The 16,036-nt window shown below is 67.7% G+C and carries 15 protein-coding genes; 13 read left to right on the top strand and 2 right to left on the bottom strand.

Annotated elements, in window-relative coordinates:
- The 5 genes from IE191_RS21110 to rfbA form a co-directional block, all read left to right on the top strand.
- On the top strand, positions 1-184 hold a 184-nt coding region (locus tag IE191_RS21110), incomplete at its 5' end, for a hypothetical protein (protein WP_229815513.1).
- A gap of 56 nt (positions 185-240) precedes the next feature.
- The gene (locus tag IE191_RS16305; protein ID WP_191325441.1) at positions 241-1,347 is read left to right on the top strand and encodes a DUF47 family protein; all 1,107 of its coding nucleotides are present in this window, start codon (positions 241-243) and stop codon (positions 1,345-1,347) included.
- Positions 1,348-1,372: 25 nt separating this feature from the next.
- A complete protein-coding gene (locus IE191_RS16300) occupies positions 1,373-2,377 on the top strand; it encodes an inorganic phosphate transporter (protein ID WP_191325440.1) in 1,005 nt (334 codons plus the stop codon).
- Between the two features lie 198 nt (positions 2,378-2,575).
- Positions 2,576-3,640: a dTDP-glucose 4,6-dehydratase gene (gene rfbB, locus IE191_RS16295; protein ID WP_191325439.1), complete on the top strand. Its 1,065-nt coding sequence runs from the start codon at positions 2,576-2,578 to the stop codon at positions 3,638-3,640.
- Positions 3,641-3,683: 43 nt separating this feature from the next.
- Complete coding sequence (rfbA, locus tag IE191_RS16290; protein WP_191325438.1) at positions 3,684-4,562, top strand: glucose-1-phosphate thymidylyltransferase RfbA; 879 nt, start codon at positions 3,684-3,686, stop codon at positions 4,560-4,562.
- A gap of 15 nt (positions 4,563-4,577) precedes the next feature.
- Here the strand turns inward: rfbA and kdsA are convergent, their stop codons facing one another.
- The gene (gene kdsA, locus IE191_RS16285) at positions 4,578-5,408 is read right to left on the bottom strand and encodes a 3-deoxy-8-phosphooctulonate synthase (protein ID WP_191325437.1); all 831 of its coding nucleotides are present in this window, start codon (positions 5,406-5,408) and stop codon (positions 4,578-4,580) included.
- A 131-nt stretch (positions 5,409-5,539) separates the two neighbouring features.
- Between kdsA and IE191_RS16280 the strand changes: the two genes are divergently transcribed.
- From IE191_RS16280 to IE191_RS16250, 7 genes are all read left to right on the top strand, one after another.
- Positions 5,540-6,373 (top strand): 3-deoxy-manno-octulosonate cytidylyltransferase, encoded by an 834-nt coding sequence (locus IE191_RS16280; RefSeq protein ID WP_229815511.1) that lies wholly within the window; start codon positions 5,540-5,542, stop codon positions 6,371-6,373.
- Positions 6,370-6,990 (top strand): histidine phosphatase family protein, encoded by a 621-nt coding sequence (locus IE191_RS16275; RefSeq protein ID WP_229815510.1) that lies wholly within the window; start codon positions 6,370-6,372, stop codon positions 6,988-6,990. Before IE191_RS16280 ends, IE191_RS16275 begins: the two co-directional genes overlap by 4 nt.
- Positions 6,972-8,651 (top strand): capsular polysaccharide export protein, LipB/KpsS family, encoded by a 1,680-nt coding sequence (locus tag IE191_RS16270; protein ID WP_191325436.1) that lies wholly within the window; start codon positions 6,972-6,974, stop codon positions 8,649-8,651. Before IE191_RS16275 ends, IE191_RS16270 begins: the two co-directional genes overlap by 19 nt.
- A 357-nt stretch (positions 8,652-9,008) precedes the next feature.
- Positions 9,009-9,920: a hydrogen peroxide-inducible genes activator gene (locus IE191_RS16265; protein WP_191325435.1), complete on the top strand. Its 912-nt coding sequence runs from the start codon at positions 9,009-9,011 to the stop codon at positions 9,918-9,920.
- A gap of 103 nt (positions 9,921-10,023) precedes the next feature.
- Positions 10,024-11,757 (top strand): ABC transporter transmembrane domain-containing protein, encoded by a 1,734-nt coding sequence (locus tag IE191_RS16260; protein WP_191325434.1) that lies wholly within the window; start codon positions 10,024-10,026, stop codon positions 11,755-11,757.
- Between the two features lie 3 nt (positions 11,758-11,760).
- The gene (locus IE191_RS16255; protein ID WP_229815508.1) at positions 11,761-12,879 is read left to right on the top strand and encodes an HlyD family secretion protein; all 1,119 of its coding nucleotides are present in this window, start codon (positions 11,761-11,763) and stop codon (positions 12,877-12,879) included.
- Positions 12,876-14,264, top strand: a complete 1,389-nt coding sequence (locus IE191_RS16250) for a TolC family protein (RefSeq protein ID WP_191325433.1) — start codon at positions 12,876-12,878, stop codon at positions 14,262-14,264. Before IE191_RS16255 ends, IE191_RS16250 begins: the two co-directional genes overlap by 4 nt.
- 13 nt (positions 14,265-14,277) lie before the next feature.
- Here the strand turns inward: IE191_RS16250 and IE191_RS16245 are convergent, their stop codons facing one another.
- Positions 14,278-14,493, bottom strand: a complete 216-nt coding sequence (locus IE191_RS16245; protein ID WP_191325432.1) for a hypothetical protein — start codon at positions 14,491-14,493, stop codon at positions 14,278-14,280.
- A gap of 11 nt (positions 14,494-14,504) precedes the next feature.
- Here IE191_RS16245 and IE191_RS16240 point away from each other — a divergent pair, with 11 nt between their 5' ends.
- Positions 14,505-15,797: a glycerate kinase type-2 family protein gene (locus IE191_RS16240; RefSeq protein ID WP_229815506.1), complete on the top strand. Its 1,293-nt coding sequence runs from the start codon at positions 14,505-14,507 to the stop codon at positions 15,795-15,797.
- Positions 15,798-16,036 lie beyond the last annotated feature (239 nt).

Here is a 16,036-nt window from a genome sequence, read left to right as displayed (position 1 = left end):
TACGCCTTGGGAATCCCAAAAATCACACTTCTGCCAAAGTAGTGCTAGCCTGCAAAGCGCCGCGTTGCCATGCATCTGCAACAATTCCCTGCTGGAGGGGAAGCGGATGGGGCCGTCTCGCCCCGGCGATATTTCGCATGGGGGATATGACCATTTCTTGACGATTGGCCTGCGCAGCCTCTAGCGCGCGCCAAGCTTTGTTATGCAGCCGGAGTGGGTCCCGTTCGCCAAATTGCCGCCTTGCCCTATCGCACCATCGGTGATGGCCTTTCCGCGCCCATCGAAGTGCTCCTCGTCACCTCGCGCGGGACGGGGCGCTGGGTCATTCCCAAGGGCAATTTCGGCAAGGGGGAGGCCGCCCACGCCGCCGCCGCCCGCGAGGCGGAGGAGGAAGCCGGCGTGGTCGGGGCGATCTGCCCCGCCGCGCTTGGCCGGTTCGAGTATCGCAAGACCCTGCGGTCTGGCGCGTCGGTGATGGTCCAGGTCCAGGTGTTTCCCCTGGCCGTGACCGAGGAACTGCCGCGCTGGGCCGAAGGGGAACAACGCAAGCGCCAATGGTTTTCGCTTGCCGCCGCAGCCGATGCGGTGGACGAGCCAGACCTGCAAGCCTTGATTCGCAGCTTCCGGGCCACGGAATTCCGGGCCCTTGCCACCACCGCACCGTTGGTCCGCAGCTTGGGCCACGTGAAAGAGAGACTGGGCATGTTTCACTGGTTCCAGAACCTGTTGCCGCGTCAGGGCAACTTCTTCGAACTGTTCGAGGCGCACGGCCAAACCCTGATTGCCGGCAGCAATGCGCTGGCGCGCCTGCTCCAGGGCGGGTCGGGCATGGCCGATCATGTGCGCGAGATCGCCGAGCGCGAGCACGACGCCGACGCGATCACCCGCGAAGTGCTGGTGACCGTGCGCCGCACGTTCCTTACGCCCTTCGATCGTGGCGCGATCACCTCGCTGATCAGCGCGATGGACGATTCGATCGACCAGATGCACCAGACCTCCAACGCGATCTCGCTCTATGAAGTGACCGCGTTCGAGCAGGAAATGGCCGACATGGCCGCGATCATCGTGGAATGCGCGCGCGTGATCGCCGAAGCGCTGCCGCTGCTGCGCTCGATCCACGCCAACGCCGCCCGCCTGCACGAGCTGACCGAGCGCCTGGTGCGCCTGGAAGGCAAGGCCGACGAGATTCACGATGCCGGCCTGTCCAAGGCGTTCAAGGCCCACGGGCAGAGCGCGCCGATGCAGTTCTTCGTCGCCCGCGAAATCTACAGCCATCTTGAGCGCGTGGTCGACCGGTTCGAGGATGTCGCCAACGAGATCGACGGTCTCGTGATCGACCATGCCTGATGTCCGGGCCTGAGGAGCTAGGTTCATGAACCATGTGGCCGTGGCCCTGCCCCTGATCATCGCGCTGGTGATCATGGCCTTGGCGTTCGACTTCATCAACGGACTGCACGACGCGGCAAACTCGATTGCCACAGTGGTCTCCACGCGGTTGCTCACGCCGGTTCAGGCCGTGCTGTTTGCCGCGTTCTTCAACTTTGCCGCCTATTTCACATTCGGCCTGAAAGTGGCCGAAACCGTGGGCAAGGGCATCGTCGACAAGGATGTGATTACCCCCCAGGTGATCTTCGGCGCCCTGGTCGGCGCGATGACCTGGAACGTGATCACCTGGTGGCGCGGCATCCCGTCTTCGTCCAGCCATGCACTGATCGGCGGCCTCCTTGGCTCGGGTGTGATGCACGCGGGCACCGGGGCAATCGTGTGGAAGGGCGTCACCTCCACCACCTCGGCCATCGTGCTTTCGCCTGTGGTCGGCCTGGTCGTGTCGATGCTGCTGATGCTGCTGTCTTCCTGGGCCTTTGCCAAGGCTTCGGCCCGCACGGCGGAAAGCACGTTCAAGAAGCTGCACCTGCTTTCGGCGGCAGCCTACTCGATCGGCCATGGCGCCAACGATGCGCAGAAGACCATGGGGATCATCGCCGTGCTGCTCTATTCGCAGGGCATGCTGGGCGGCACGTTCCACGTCCCCGGCTGGGTCGTGCTCTCGTGTTATGTCGCCATGGGGCTGGGCACGCTCTCGGGCGGGTGGAAGATCATCGAAACCATGGGCAGCCGCATCACCAAGCTGTCGCACCACCAGGGCTTCTGCGCCTCGGCCGGCGGCTCGATCATGCTGTTCGCGGCCAGTGCCTTCGGCATTCCGGTCTCGACGACGCACACCATCACCGGCTGCGTGGTCGGCGTGGGTGCCGCCCGCCGCGCTTCGGCCGTGCGCTGGAGCGTCGCGCAGCGTGTCGTCGTGGCCTGGCTGGTGACGATCCCCGCCTCGGCCTTTGTCGGCGCGGTGTTCTACGAGGTGGCCAAGATTTTCTGACGAGCGGCCATGGCCGTTGCATGAAGCCGTTGGCGCCATCGGGCCGCCAACGGCTTTTTTGTTTCACGGCGCCTGCCGGCAGGGTAACCGGATATTAGGCTGCAAACGCATAGAAAGCGCCCCCGAGGCTGGAGACCAAAGTAACCGCCGCGAAAGTGTGCAGCCTGTGCAAGGGCACCCGCTTCGGAGCATTTTTCCATGCGCGTGATCGTTACCGGCGGCGCCGGCTTCATCGGATCGGCTCTTGTCCGCTTTCTCGTTCTGGAGCGCGGCTATGACGTGCTGACGATCGATGCCCTGACCTATGCCGGGTGCGAAGCGTCGCTGCGCGCGGTGGCGGGCCAGCCGAATCATCGCTTCCTGCGGGCCGACATTCGCGACGGCAGCGCCATGGCCCAGGCCATCGCCACGTTCCGGCCCGACCGGATCATGCACCTGGCGGCCGAAAGCCATGTCGATCGCTCGATCACCGGCGCGGCCGATTTCATCCAGACCAACGTGGTGGGAACCTTCGTTCTGCTGGAGGCGGCGCGCGCCTATTGGCAGGATCTGGACGCGGCGGCCAAGGCCGCGTTCCGCTTCCTCCACGTGTCCACCGACGAGGTTTATGGTTCGCTGGGGGAAACCGGCCTGTTTGCCGAGACCACGCCCTACGATCCGTCCTCGCCCTATTCGGCGTCGAAGGCGGCGTCCGATCACCTCGCCAAGGCCTGGCAGCGCACGTATGGCCTGCCGGTGGTGGTGTCCAACTGCTCCAACAACTATGGCCCTTATCACTTCCCCGAAAAGCTCATTCCGCTGACCATTCTCAACGCGCTGGAAGGGCGGCCGCTGCCGGTCTATGGCCAGGGCGAGAACGTGCGAGATTGGCTCTATGTGGAAGACCATGCCCGCGCGCTGGACAGAATCGTGGCGCAGGGGCGCGTGGGCGAAACCTACAACGTCGGCGGTCGCAACGAGCGGCGCAACATCGAGGTGGTGCGGCGGATCTGCGCGGTGCTCGATCGCCTGGTGCCGGGGGCGGAGCCGCGCGAAAACCTGATCACCTTCGTGGCGGATCGGCCGGGGCACGACGCGCGCTATGCGATCGACGCCACCCGGCTGGAAACCGAACTGGGCTGGCGCGCCCGGGAAACCTTCGACAGCGGCATCGAAAAGACCGTGCAGTGGTATTGCGACAATGCCTGGTGGTGGCGCCCCTTGCGCGATCGCTATGACGGGGCGCGCCTGGGCCTGGAACCCGCGCCGGCGATGCAGGCATGACAGGGGCGGGCATGAGCAGCGCGTTTACGGGAGGCGCCACGGCATGAAGGGCATCATTCTGGCAGGGGGTAGCGGCACCCGGCTCTATCCGATGACGCTGGCCACCTCCAAGCAGCTCCTGTCGGTCTATGACAAGCCGATGATCTATTACCCGCTCAGCACCCTGATGCTGGCCGACATTCGCGAGGTGCTGATCATCTCCACCCCGCGCGACGTGCCCGCGTTCCAGGCGCTGCTGGGCGACGGGTCGCAGTGGGGCATGCAGATCGACTATGCCGAGCAGCCCAGCCCGGACGGGCTGGCGCAGGCCTATGTGATCGGCGCGGATTTCGTCAACGGCCAGTCCTCGGCGCTGATCCTGGGGGACAACATCTTCTATGGCCAGGGGCTGCCCCAAGTGCTCGCTTCGGCCGCATCGCGCCCGCAGGGGGCGACGATTTTCGCCTATCATGTCTCCGATCCCGAACGGTACGGCGTCGTCTCGTTCGATGCGGCGATGAAGGCGGTGGCGATCGCGGAAAAGCCGGCGCGCCCGGAGTCGAACTGGGCGGTCACCGGGCTCTATTTCTATGACGCGCAAGTGGTCGACATTGCTGCCAATCTCAAGCCTTCGGCCCGTGGCGAACTGGAGATCACCGACGTCAACCGCGCCTATCTCGAACGCGGCGAACTTTCGGTGGAGATGCTGGGGCGCGGCTATGCCTGGCTCGACACGGGGACGCCGGACAGCCTGCTCGATGCCGCCGAATATGTGCGCATCCTGGAAAAGCGGCAGGGGTTCAAGATCGCCAGCCCGGAAGAGATCGCGTTCCGCCGGGGGTTCATCGATGCGGCGGGCCTGATCCGCGCCGTCGATAAGCTGGGCAAATCGAACTATGCGGACTATTTGCGCGCGGTGCTGGCCTGGCACGGCGTGGGATGAGCGGCGCGATCTGGTTCAACCTTGCTTGACCACCGCGTCGATCGCCATCAGGCGTTTCCACAGTTCCTCGAAATCGCCGAGCGGCAAGGCGTTGGGGCCGTCCGACAGGGCCTGGTCGGGATCGGGGTGGGTTTCCATGAACACCCCGGCGACACCGGCGGCCACCGCAGCGCGCGCCAGCAGCGGCACGAATTCGCGCTGACCGCCCGAGCGTTCGCCCAGGCCACCGGGTTGCTGCACCGAATGGGTGGCATCGAACACCACCGGGCAGCCGGTCTCGGCCATGATCGCCAGGCCGCGCATGTCTGAAACCAGGGTGTTGTAGCCGAACGAGGTGCCGCGTTCGCACAGCAGGAATGCATCCGGATCGTGGCCGGCCGCGCGGGCGGCGTTGCGCGCCTTGTTGACCACCTGCTGCATGTCGGCCGGGGCCATGAACTGGGCCTTCTTGATGTTCACCGGCTTGCCGCTGGCCGCGACCGCCGCGATGAAATCGGTCTGCCGCGCCAGGAAGGCGGGCGTCTGCAACACGTCGACCACGGCGGCCACTTCGTCCACCTGGCCAGCCTCGTGCACGTCGGTGATCACCGCAAGGCCGGTTTCGCGGCGCACCTTGTCCAGGATTTGCAAGCCCTTGCTCATGCCAAGGCCCCTGAACGATTGGTCCGAACTGCGGTTGGCCTTGTCGAACGAGGCTTTGAAGATGAGCGTCAGGCCCAGCCGTTGCGCCACCCCGGCCAGCGTCTCGGCAATGGCCATAGTCATCGCCTCGCTTTCGATCACGCAGGGCCCGGCAATCGCGAACAGGGGGGAGGCAGGCGTAAGGGCATTGCCGCAAAGGTTCATGAAGCTGGGACTCGCCTGGATGGAAAAGGGGTGGGCCTGGTTCAGATCGGATCGATATCCCCCTGTGCGCCGGCGCGCGGGGAGAGCAGGCAAATCTTGGCGGAACGGAAATTTTTGGCAAGGTGGGGGCAATGTCCATTTTGGCGTCGAGATCGATGCGCGCGCTGATCGTCGTTCCGGCGCGCTTCGGCTCCACCCGCCTGCCGGGCAAGCCCCTGCTGCCGATTGCAGGGCGCACCCTGTTGCAGCGGGTCCATGCCGTGGCGCAGGCGGCGGCCGCCCTTGCCGGGGACTGCGCGGTGGTGGTGGCGACCGATGACGCGCGGATTGCCGATCATGCGCGCGGCATCGGCGCGGCCGTGACGATGACCGATGCTGCGCTCGATTCCGGCTCGGCCCGCGCCCATGCCGCTGCCCTGGCGCAGCCGCAGGCACCGGAACTGGTGATCAACCTGCAAGGCGACGCGCCGTTCGTGGCGCCTGGCGTGGTGGCGGGGCTGATCGCGGCGCTGCGCGAGGGCGACGCGGATGTGGCCACGCCGGTCTATCGGCTGGACTGGGAGCGGCTGGACCGCCTGCGCGCGCACAAGCAGGCCGCGCCGTTCAGCGGCACCACCTGCGTCCGCGATGCGCAGGGGCGAGCGCTGTGGTTTTCCAAGGCGATCCTTCCCGTGCTGCGCAACGAGGCGCAATTGCGCGCGAGGGACACGCTTTCGCCGGTGTGGCAGCACCTTGGGCTCTATGGCTATCGCCTGGCCGCGCTGGCATGGTTCGCCCAGGCGCCGCCAAGCCCGTGCGAAGTGCTCGAAGGGCTGGAGCAATTGCGCTTCCTGGAGGCGGGGCGGACGATCGCGACGATTCCGGTCGATCCGCCGCTGCATGCCATGGCGGGCATCGATACACCGGAAGACCTGGCCCTGGCCGAAGCCGCGATTGCGCGGCTGGGCGATCCGTTTCCGGCATGAGCGGGCCGATGCCACCCCCGGGCGGGCCGATGTTCGTCATCGTGCGGCACGGCAACACGTTCGCGGCGGGCGAGCCGGCGCCGCGCATCGGGGCGCGCACCGATCTGCCGCTGACGCCAGCGGGCGTGGCGCAGGCCGAGGCGCTGGGCCGCCATTTCGCGCAGCAGGGCTGGCACTTTGGCCGAGCTCTGGTCTCGCCATTGCAGCGCACCCGGGCGACGGCTGCGGCCATCCTGGCGCATCAGCCGGCCACTCTGCGGCCGGAGCCATGCGAATGGCTGCGCGAGATCGACCATGGACCCGATGAAGATCGCCCGGAGGCCGAGGTCGTGGCGCGGATCGGCCCGCAGGCGCTGGCCGCATGGGACCGCGAGGGAACGCCGCCGCCGGGCTGGATCGTGGATGCGCCCGAGCGTCTGCACGCCTGGCAGGCGTTTCTGACCACGGCAGCGCAGCCAACCTTGCTGGTCACCAGCAATGGTGCGGCGCGCTTTGCCTTGCTGGCGCTGGGCCTGGCGCCGGGTGGCGCGCTCAAGCTGGCCACCGGGGCCTATGGACTGATCGTGCGAGAGGCCGATGGCGCCTTGCGCCTGGCCGCGTGGGACGTGCGCCCGTGAGCGCGGCCGCGCCTGCGCTGCTGCGCTCGCCGCCGTTCCCGTTGGGCGATGCCGCGATATCGGGCGCAGGCCAGGCGCCTGCTGACAGGGCGCTGGATGCCGAGTGCCTGTTTGCCGAAATCCGCGCGGCGCAGGTGGGGGGCGCGTTCTGGGGACCGCCCGTGCCGGGGAGCGAGGCCTTGTCCACCGTGCTGCGGCCAGCCCGATCCGCAGAGGTGGCCGCGCTGTGCGACGAGGACGACGGGGCGGGCCTGTGGTTGCTGCCGGGGGATGAACCGGTTTGGGCGAAGTGCCTTGCCGGGCGGCAGACGGCGCCGTCACGGGTCGATCCGTGGTCGGTGCTGGGCCGGGCGCGCCGGGTGGTTGCCCATGGGGATGACGAATGGGTGGCGCTGGCCTGCATCGCCGGGTTGGATGTGCGGGTCTTGTCGCCCGGGCGTTATGGCCAGCCCGGCGACAGCACAGAGGCGCTGACGGCGCGGGCCTTGGCCGCCCTTGTGGCGGTGGCCTATCGCAGCCCGTTCACGGGGGCGGCGATCGGCATCGGCGAAGCGATCGATATACTCGCCACCTGGCGCACGGCGCTGGCGGCCAACCGCACGATTGCCGTGGCCAGCGGCATGGCCTGGTGGAAGCGCGCCGAGATGCGCCGCTTCCTGTGGCACCCGGAGCAGCGCTTGCGCTTCTTCCGCAACCCTCGCTTGGCCTTGGCCAAGGCGCGGACGGCCGGTGGCGCCGTGGCGATCTGGCCTTCGCGCGTGTCGCCGCACCTGATCGCCCGAGCGCGCGACGAGGGCGTGCCCCTGGTCAGGGTGGAAGATGGGTTCGTGCGTTCGGTGGGGCTGGGGGTCGATCTGGTGCCGCCGTCTTCGGTGGTGGTCGATGCGCGGGGTATGCATTTCGATCCATCCGGTCCCAGCGACCTGGAGTCGATTCTGGCCCAGGCGGCTTTTCCGCCACGCCTGCTGGCCCGCGCGGCGCGGCTGCGCCAGGCGATCGTGGCCGCCGGCATCAGCAAATATGCGGCGGGCGCCGATGCCGCGTACCCGGAGCGGAGCGCCCCGGCACGGCTCCGGGTGCTGGTGCCGGGGCAGGTGGAAGACGATCTGTCGGTGCAGGCCGGCGGCCATGGCCTGGCGTCCAATCTCGAACTCGTGCGCCGGGTTCGCCTGGCCGAGCCGGACGCCGAAATCTGGTTCCGCCCCCATCCCGATGTCGATGCCGGCCATCGCAAGGGCGCGGTGCCCGACGCGGCGATCCTGGGCTATGCCGATCGCGTGGTGCGGGGCGGCGGTATGGCCCCCCTGCTCGATGCGGTGGACGCCGTGCACGTGCTCACCTCGCTGGCGGGCTTCGAGGCCCTGCTGCGCGGCCGGCCGGTGACGTGCCACGGCACGCCGTTCTATGCCGGCTGGGGATTGACGCGAGACCTTGCGCCCGTACCCGCGCGGCGCGGCCGCGCGCTGACGCTCGATGCCCTGGTGGCGGGCGTGCTCATTCGCTATCCGCGCTATCTCGATCCAGTCAGCGGCCTGCCGTGCCCGCCCGAAGTGCTGGTGGAGCGCATGGCGCGCGCGCAGGCGATCAACCGCTTGCGCTGGATCGGCCCCTTGCGCCGCATGCAGGGACGAGTCCTGGCAACGCTGCGAGGGGCAGCCTGATCATGCGTCTCTTGCAAGTGACGCATAGGGAAAGTGCTGGGGTAGGGTGCCTCCGCCGGGGTGTATGGCGCCGTGCCCGCAGCGGGAACCGGCGCTTCGCTTTGGCGCTTCCCAACCACGTCTGAGCGGTGAAGCGAGCCAAAAAAAGGCCGGTCTTGCGACCGGCCCTGGAAAGTTTGGGAGAGGATGCCTGAAAGGCCCGCCCTAGATGGTGGAATTTGCCTGCCCTGACAAATGCGAATAACGGCATTCCAGTTGCATTTCGCGCAATTATCATATTTATGTGCGTGGAACAGGACTTTGGATCACCGCCCGATCTGCGCTATGACAGAAGGCAGCGGAAACAAGGGGACCCGCATGACCGACAATCCGGCCTGGCCCAGCTTGCGGCAATTGCGCTGCCTGGTGGCGCTGGCCGATTGCGGCAACTTTACCCGCGGTGCGGCGGCGATGGGCGTGTCGCAGCCGTCGTTCTCGCAACAGATTCACTTGCTCGAAGGTCTGTTGGGGGGCGCGGTGGCCGAACGCGGCGGGCGCGCGGTACTCACCCCGCTCGGGCGTGAAGCGGTGGCCGCCGCGCGCCGCGTTCTGGCCGAGGCAGAAGGCTTTGCCGATCTTGCCCGCCGCCATCGCGAAGGGGAACTGGCCGGCACGCTGCGGCTGGGCGTATCGCCCACGCTCGGGCCCTATATCCTGCCGCAACTGGTGGCGCGGCTGCATGCCACGCACCCCACGCTCAAGGTCCATGTCCGCGAGGGGCTGCCCGATGCCCTGCTCGATCATCTGGCCGAAGGACGGCACGATACCGTGCTGCTGCAACTGCCGGTGGCCGCCGCCCGGTTCCATGTCGAACGCCTGTTTCGTGAACCGATGTTTCTGGCCATGGCGGCTGATGATCCCATGGCGCAAGTGCAGGTCGTGCGGCCCGAGCACCTGGCCGGGCGCGGCCTGTTGACGATGCAGCCCGAATACCGGCTGAGCCAGCAGGTGGCCGCCCTGGCCGAACGCTGCGGCGCCCACGTGCTGCGCGATTACGAGGGCACCAGCCTGGATGCCGTGCGGCAGATGGCCGGCATGGGCATGGGGCTGGCGCTGCTGCCCGAACTCTATGTGCGCCAGGAAATCGCGGAGGGTGGGGACGTGGTGGTGCGCCCCTTTGCCGGCGGGCGCCCCTATCGCGAGATCGGGCTGCTCTGGCGCGCCGGCGCCGGGCGATCGAGCGACATGATGCTTTTGGCAGAGACATTGCGGAGCATTGCCGGGCGATAGGAAAAACCTATCGAAAGCATAGGTGACTACCGTATTGGCGTAAGGCTTTGCCGAGGCCACCTTTTCAGGAGAATTTTCAGCCAGGCAAGAAAGGCCGCTCTTCATGGGTGCAAGCGACCAACATTCGGCCCATCACGGCCCCGATCATGGTGGAGACCATGGGGGCCATCACGCCCATCGCCTGACGCTGCGCGATCTGCGGCGCTGGGCCAGCCTGGTCCTGTCGCCCGACAAGGCCTTCCTCCGCCTGGCGCTGGTCTATGGTGCGGCGATCTCGCTGCTGTCGCTGGCCACGCCGATTTCGGTGCAGTTGCTGATCAACTCGGTGGCCAATATCGCGCTGCCCGCCCCGCTGTTCACGCTGGCCCTGGTGCTGTTTGCCCTGCTGCTGCTGGCGGGGGCGCTGATGGCCTTGCGCGTGGCGGTGATGGCGCGGTTCGAGCAGCGCTTCTTCGCGCGGCTGATGGCCGAGATCACCACGCGTGCCATCCACGCGCAGAACCCGTTCTTCGTCGATGCGCGGCGGGGTGACCTGTTCAACCGCTTCTTCGACATGGGCACGGTGCAAAAGGCGCTGACCAGCCTGGTGATCGGCGGCTTTGCCATCGTCCTGCAAAGCCTGGTGGGCCTGGTCGTGACCAGCTTCTATCACCCGTTTTTCCTGGCGTTCAACGTGGTGCTGGTGGTCCTGGTGCTGGTGATCTGGCGCGCCTGGCTGCTGCCTTCGCTGGGCAGCGCGGTGGCCAAGAGCCATGCCAAGCATGCCGCCGCGCATTGGCTGGAAAGCCTGGGGGCCTCGAACGGCTTCTACAAGTCGGGCCGCCACATCAACTTCGCGATCGACCGCAGCGAAGCGATGACCGCCACGTATGTGGCCGCGCATCGCCGCCATTTCCGCCATACGTTCAGCCAGACGCTGTGCCTGCTGCTGCTCTATGCCATGGCCAGTGCCGGCCTGCTGGCGATGGGCGGCTGGCTGATCCTGCAAGGCGAACTTTCGGTGGGCCAGTTGGTCGCCGCCGAACTGATCCTCTCGGGCGTGTTCTACGGCATTGCCCAGCTCGGCGGCTATCTCGAGGTGTTCTACGATCTCGCCGCCGGGATGGAGGAACTGGCCCTGTTCTGGGACGTGCCGCAGGAAGCGCCACCGGCCGCCGATGCCCGCGCCCTGCCGCACGGCGCGATCCGCTTCCAGGGCGTGGTGCTGGGCGCGCATCGCCTGGATTTCGCCATCGAAAGCGGGGAGCAGGTGGGCATTCTCGCCGCTCCCGGCGTGGAGCGCAGCGTGGCCACCCTGCTCAAGCGCCTGGCCACACCCGAGCGCGGCCTGGTGCGCGTGGGTGGCGCGGACCTCGGCAGCTTCGACATGGTGCGCCTGCGCGCAGACGTGACCGTGCTCGATCGCCCGACGATCGTGGAAATGTCGGTGCGCGACTATTTGCGCCTGGCTGGCGCCGGGCGTGCCGACGGCGCCGGGCAGGACATGCTCGAAGCGCTGGCGCTGGTTGGCCTGGAAGACCGCGTGGGCGCCTTGCCCAAGGGGCTGGATACCATGCTGTCCAGCTCCGGCTGGCCGCTGTCGGTGGGGGAAACCATGCTGCTCAAGCTGGCCGGGGCCATCCTCGCCAGCCCGCGCGTGCTGGTGCTGTCCCCGCTTTACGACATGCTGGAGCCAGAACAACTGGCGCGCGTGCTGGCTGCCCTGCGCCCGCAGGGCACCACCGTGCTGCATTTCACCGGCCGGCCGGGCGCGCTTGCCCACGATGCCTGGCTGCATCTGGGCGAGACCGAGCAGCGCCGCAGCGCCGATCGCCCCACGGCCGCGAAGGAGAATTGAGCCATGGCGAGCCATGCCGATGAAATGAAGCGCTTTTCCACGCTCGCCGGGCTGCGTCCGCCGCGCACGGCGGTGGCCGTGGGATGGATGATCGGGATTGCCATTCCCCTGGTGGTGCTGGCCCTGCTGTTCGTGCCCTGGGTGCAGACCGCGCCCGGCACCGGGCAGGTCGTGGCGCTCAACCCCGAAGACCGTGTGCAGCAGGTGACCGCGCTGGTACCCGGCCGGGTGGAGCGCTGGTATGTCACCGACGGGCAGAGCGTGAAGGCCGGCGATCCGATCGCGCGGGTGGTGGACAACGATCCCGGCCTGCTCGAACGCCTCGCCGCCGAGCGGGCGCAAGTGCTGGCGCAGATCGCGGCGAGCGAGCAGGCCATGGCCACGGCGCGGATCGACGTTGGCCGTTCGGCGCAATTGCTGGCCGATGGCCTGGCCGCGCGGCGCGACTATGAAAATGCGCAGATCAAGGTGGCCGAGCACGGCGCCAAGCTGGCCGAAGCGCGCGCCAAGCTCAGCCGGGTGGACATCGCCCGCACGCGCCAGTCGGCGCAGCTCGTGCGCGCCCCGCGTGATGGCCGCATCCAGTCGCTCAACACTGCCGCCGGTGCCACGCTGGTGAGCGCAGGGGACTGGCTGGCGACGCTGGCGCCGGAACGCGCGGTGCGTGTGGTCGAACTGATGGTGGACGGGCGCGACGTGGCGCTGGTTCGCCCCGGCCAGCCGGTGCGGCTGCACTTTGAAGGCTGGCCCGCGATCCAGTTCAGCGGCTGGCCTTCGGTGGCGCAGGGCATGTTCGACGGGCGCGTGCGCAGTATCGACCCTTCGGCGCAGGGCACCGGCCTGTTCCGCGTGCTGGTGGAACCGATGCCCGGCAAGCCCGGCTGGCCCGACGACCATTTCACCCGCCTCGGCTCGCGCGTGCGCGGCTGGATCCAGATGGAAACCGTCTCGGTCGGCTATGAACTGTGGCGCCAGCTCAACGACTTTCCGCTGGAATTCCAGCGCCCGGTGGAAACCGGCCCGCGCAAGGGTGCCGGCAAGGGCCTGGCGGACAAGGAAGCGTCGAAGAAGGCCAAGCCGGCCAAGGACGATGCCAAGGATGGCGGGGAGGAGGACAAGTGATCCGCACCCTGCTCGCCGCCGCGGCTGCCCTGGTGTGGAGCCAGGGCGCCCTGGCCGCCGAACTGACGCTCGATCGCGTGCTGCAAGCCTCGGCCCGGCACCAGCCGCTGGTGCTGGAGGCGATGGCCCGCAGCCGCGCCGCCGACGCGCGCACGCTGGCCGCGCAAGGCCTGTTCGACATGGTGTTCGATGTCGACGTGCAGGCGCGCCCACTGGGATATTATGACAATGCCCTGGCCGACGTGAAGCTGACCCGGCCGCTCGCCACCAATGGCGGCCAGGTCTATGGCGGCTATCGCGTCTCGGCCGGGCGCTTTGCCACCTATGACGGCAAGAGCGTGACCAATGGCCTGGGCGAAGTGCGCGCGGGCGCGGTGTTTTCGCTGCTGCGCGATCGCTATGTCGACGAACGGCGGACCAAGCTGGCCCAGGCCCAGGCCGATGCCGAGATTGCCGGGCTGGACCAGGCCATGGTGGCGATCGGGGTGCAGCGGCGCGCGGCCGATGCCTATCAGCAATGGGTGGCGGCCGGCCTGCGCATGCGCACCTATCGCGATCTGCTGGCCCTGGCGCGCGAACGCCAGGCTTCGATCGAGCGACAGGTGCAATTGGGCGCGCGGCCGGCAGTGCTGGCGGTGGAAAACCGCCAGAACATCGTGCGCCGCGAAGCCTTGCTGGTCCGCTCGGAACAGGATCTCGCCGTGGCTGCGCAGGCGCTGTCGCTGTTCTGGCGCGATGATCTCGGCCAGCCGATCGTGGCCACGGCAGACGACCTGCCGGCGAGCTTTCCCGATGGCGTGGCGCCGCGCCTGGCCGATACGGCCACGGTGCTGGCCAACCGCCCCGATCTCCAGATCCTGATGAACCGGGCGGAGCAGGCGCGCCTGCGCGGAGACCTGGCGGGCAACGATCTGCTGCCCAAGCTGGACGTGCGGGTCGAAGCCTCGAAGGATTTCGGCAGCGGCAGCTATACCCGCGTGCCGGGCGAAGTGCTGTTTGGCGTGCGCCTGTCGATGCCGCTGGAACAGCGCGCGGCGCGTGGCCGCATGGCCGAGGCGCAGGCTGATGCCGATGCGCTGAGCCATCGCCTGCGCCTGGCCGAGCAGCAGATCACCGCTGATCTCGCCAGCCTGCGCGTCCAGGTCAGCGGCGCCGAGCGGCTGGCCGTTCTCGCCGGCGACGAAGCGCAACTGGCGCGCCGCATGGCCGAGGCCGAACGCCGCCGCTTTGCCCTGGGCGCCAGCGATTTCCTGCCGGTCAACCTGCGTGAGGAAGCCGCCGCCGACGCACAATTGCGCCAGATCGACGCGCAATACCGCCACGCCGCCGCCCGCGCCGAACTCGCCGCCAGCCTGATGGACGGCACCAGCCTGGGCCTGCCGTGAGGCACGGGATCGGCTACCACCAGAACGCGCCGGTCAGGTTTTTTGAGCGGGTCACTCGGTAGGGGGAGGACGCATTTGGTCTATGCTGCACCGGGTTTGCTGGATGCCTGGAATCGATCTGCGCCAGCGCGCATTGCTGAAACGTCACGAAGGCCGCGCAGGTCTTTGCGCCTGATGTGGGGGGCACGGCGACGACCCGCGCCGTTATCGACGCGATGATCGCTGCCATCGGAAGCGGGAATGTCTGATCGGATTGCCATCACGGACGAAACGGCGCGCCACCTGTTGCGTGCGATGTACGATGCGGCGATTGTCGCCAGCCAGCCGGCAGCGATGATCCACCGGCATGTGCCGCCGCCGCCGGCCGGTCGGTGCGTCGTGGTCGGTGCGGGCAAGGCGTCGGCAGCCATGGCGACTGCGCTCGATGCTGCGTTGTTGGCCCAATGGGGGCCAGGCGTGGCGGTCTCGGGCGTGGTTGCCACGCGGCATGGCCATGCTGCCGGCCTGCCTGCCGGGCGCATTGCCGTGGTGGAGGCTGGGCATCCTGTGCCCGATCGCCACAGCTTGGCTGCCGCTCAGCAGATTGTTGCGGCGCTGGATGGCCTTACCGCGCAGGATCTGGTCATCGCGCTGGTTTCCGGCGGCGGTTCGGCCTGCATGGAATGGCCGGTTGACGGCATGGACCTGGCTGACTTGCAGCGCCTTACCCGCGCGATGCTGGAATCCGGCGCCAGCATTGCTGAAATCAACACGGTGCGGCGCCATCTTTCCCGGGTGAAAGGCGGGCGGCTGGCTGCGCTTGCAGCGCCTGCGCCAGTGCTGACTCTCCTGATCAGCGATGTGCCGGGGGATGATCCAGCGGCGATTGCTTCCGGACCGACGCTGGCCGACGGAACCGTTCCCGCCGATGCCCTGGCAACCATCGCCCGCTACCGCCTGCCCGTGCCCTTGGCCGTGCTGGACGCATTGCGCACCGCGCCACCGATACTGTCCACGGCGGGGGAACACCGCATCATCGCCTCTCCACGCCTGGCTTTGCAGGCGGCAGCCGCCTGGGCACGGCAACAGGGCTTGGGGACGCTGGTGCTTGGCGACGCACTGGAAGGCGAGGCTTGTGAACTTGGTCGCGCCATGGCCGGCATTGCCCGGTCTGCTGCGACATGGGGTGATCCGCTGCGCGCGCCCGGCGTGATCCTGTCGGGCGGTGAAACCACTGTGACCCTTGCCGGCCGAGAATTCGGTCGGGGCGGTCGCAACTGCGAATTTGCCCTGGCCATGGCCGTTGCGCTGGATGGCGCGCCGGGAATCTGGGCGCTGGCGGCAGACAGCGATGGCATTGACGGAAGCGAGGATGCCGCAGGCGCTGTCATCACGCCCGATACCTTGTCCCGCGCCCGCGCCGCAGGTGCCAGCGCGCAAGAGGCACTGGCCGGGCACGACAGCTACAGTTTCTTCGCTGCGATCGACGACCTTCTGATAACCGGGCCCAGCCACACCAATGTCAACGATTTCCGTGCTGTGCTGATTGGATAGGCTGCGCCGACAAAAGCGGGGATCGTATTTTGTGATGACGACAAGCTGGGGTGGGCCACTGCCGTGCCTCGTGCCAGTTTCAGAATGGCCCCAAGGTGGCACCGTGAATCACACGATTGCGGGCGACCAAAGTCGGCCATCAGCCAGTTAGGCGGATGGTGAAAGCGGCAGAACACCGCATTTTTCTCAAATTTTGGCGAATGGGAAAATGGTGCGGGGACGGAACCGCGAAAATTACA

Origin of the sequence: Novosphingobium pokkalii, from assembly GCF_014652855.1 — a bacterium.
GTDB classification, from domain to species: domain Bacteria; phylum Pseudomonadota; class Alphaproteobacteria; order Sphingomonadales; family Sphingomonadaceae; genus Novosphingobium; species Novosphingobium pokkalii.
Note: the sequence above shows the minus strand (reverse complement) of the source record. Positions and strands in the feature narration are given on the sequence as shown.

Bases quoted from the DNA above. Each gene is read 5' to 3' on its own strand.
- kdsA (WP_191325437.1), bottom strand. From the start codon at position 5,408: ATGAACCTTTGCGGCAATGCCCTTACGCCTGCCTCCCCCCTGTTCGCG.
- rfbB (WP_191325439.1), top strand. From the start codon at position 2,576: ATGCGCGTGATCGTTACCGGCGGCGCCGGCTTCATCGGATCGGCTCTT.
- IE191_RS16275 (WP_229815510.1), top strand. From the start codon at position 6,370: ATGAGCGGGCCGATGCCACCCCCGGGCGGGCCGATGTTCGTCATCGTG.
- IE191_RS16255 (WP_229815508.1), top strand. From the start codon at position 11,761: ATGGCGAGCCATGCCGATGAAATGAAGCGCTTTTCCACGCTCGCCGGG.
- IE191_RS16300 (WP_191325440.1), top strand. From the start codon at position 1,373: ATGAACCATGTGGCCGTGGCCCTGCCCCTGATCATCGCGCTGGTGATC.
- rfbA (WP_191325438.1), top strand. From the start codon at position 3,684: ATGAAGGGCATCATTCTGGCAGGGGGTAGCGGCACCCGGCTCTATCCG.
- IE191_RS16260 (WP_191325434.1), top strand. From the start codon at position 10,024: ATGGGTGCAAGCGACCAACATTCGGCCCATCACGGCCCCGATCATGGT.
- IE191_RS16245 (WP_191325432.1), bottom strand. From the start codon at position 14,493: ATGGCAGCGATCATCGCGTCGATAACGGCGCGGGTCGTCGCCGTGCCC.
- IE191_RS16280 (WP_229815511.1), top strand. From the start codon at position 5,540: ATGTCCATTTTGGCGTCGAGATCGATGCGCGCGCTGATCGTCGTTCCG.
- IE191_RS16240 (WP_229815506.1), top strand. From the start codon at position 14,505: ATGTCTGATCGGATTGCCATCACGGACGAAACGGCGCGCCACCTGTTG.
- IE191_RS16265 (WP_191325435.1), top strand. From the start codon at position 9,009: ATGACCGACAATCCGGCCTGGCCCAGCTTGCGGCAATTGCGCTGCCTG.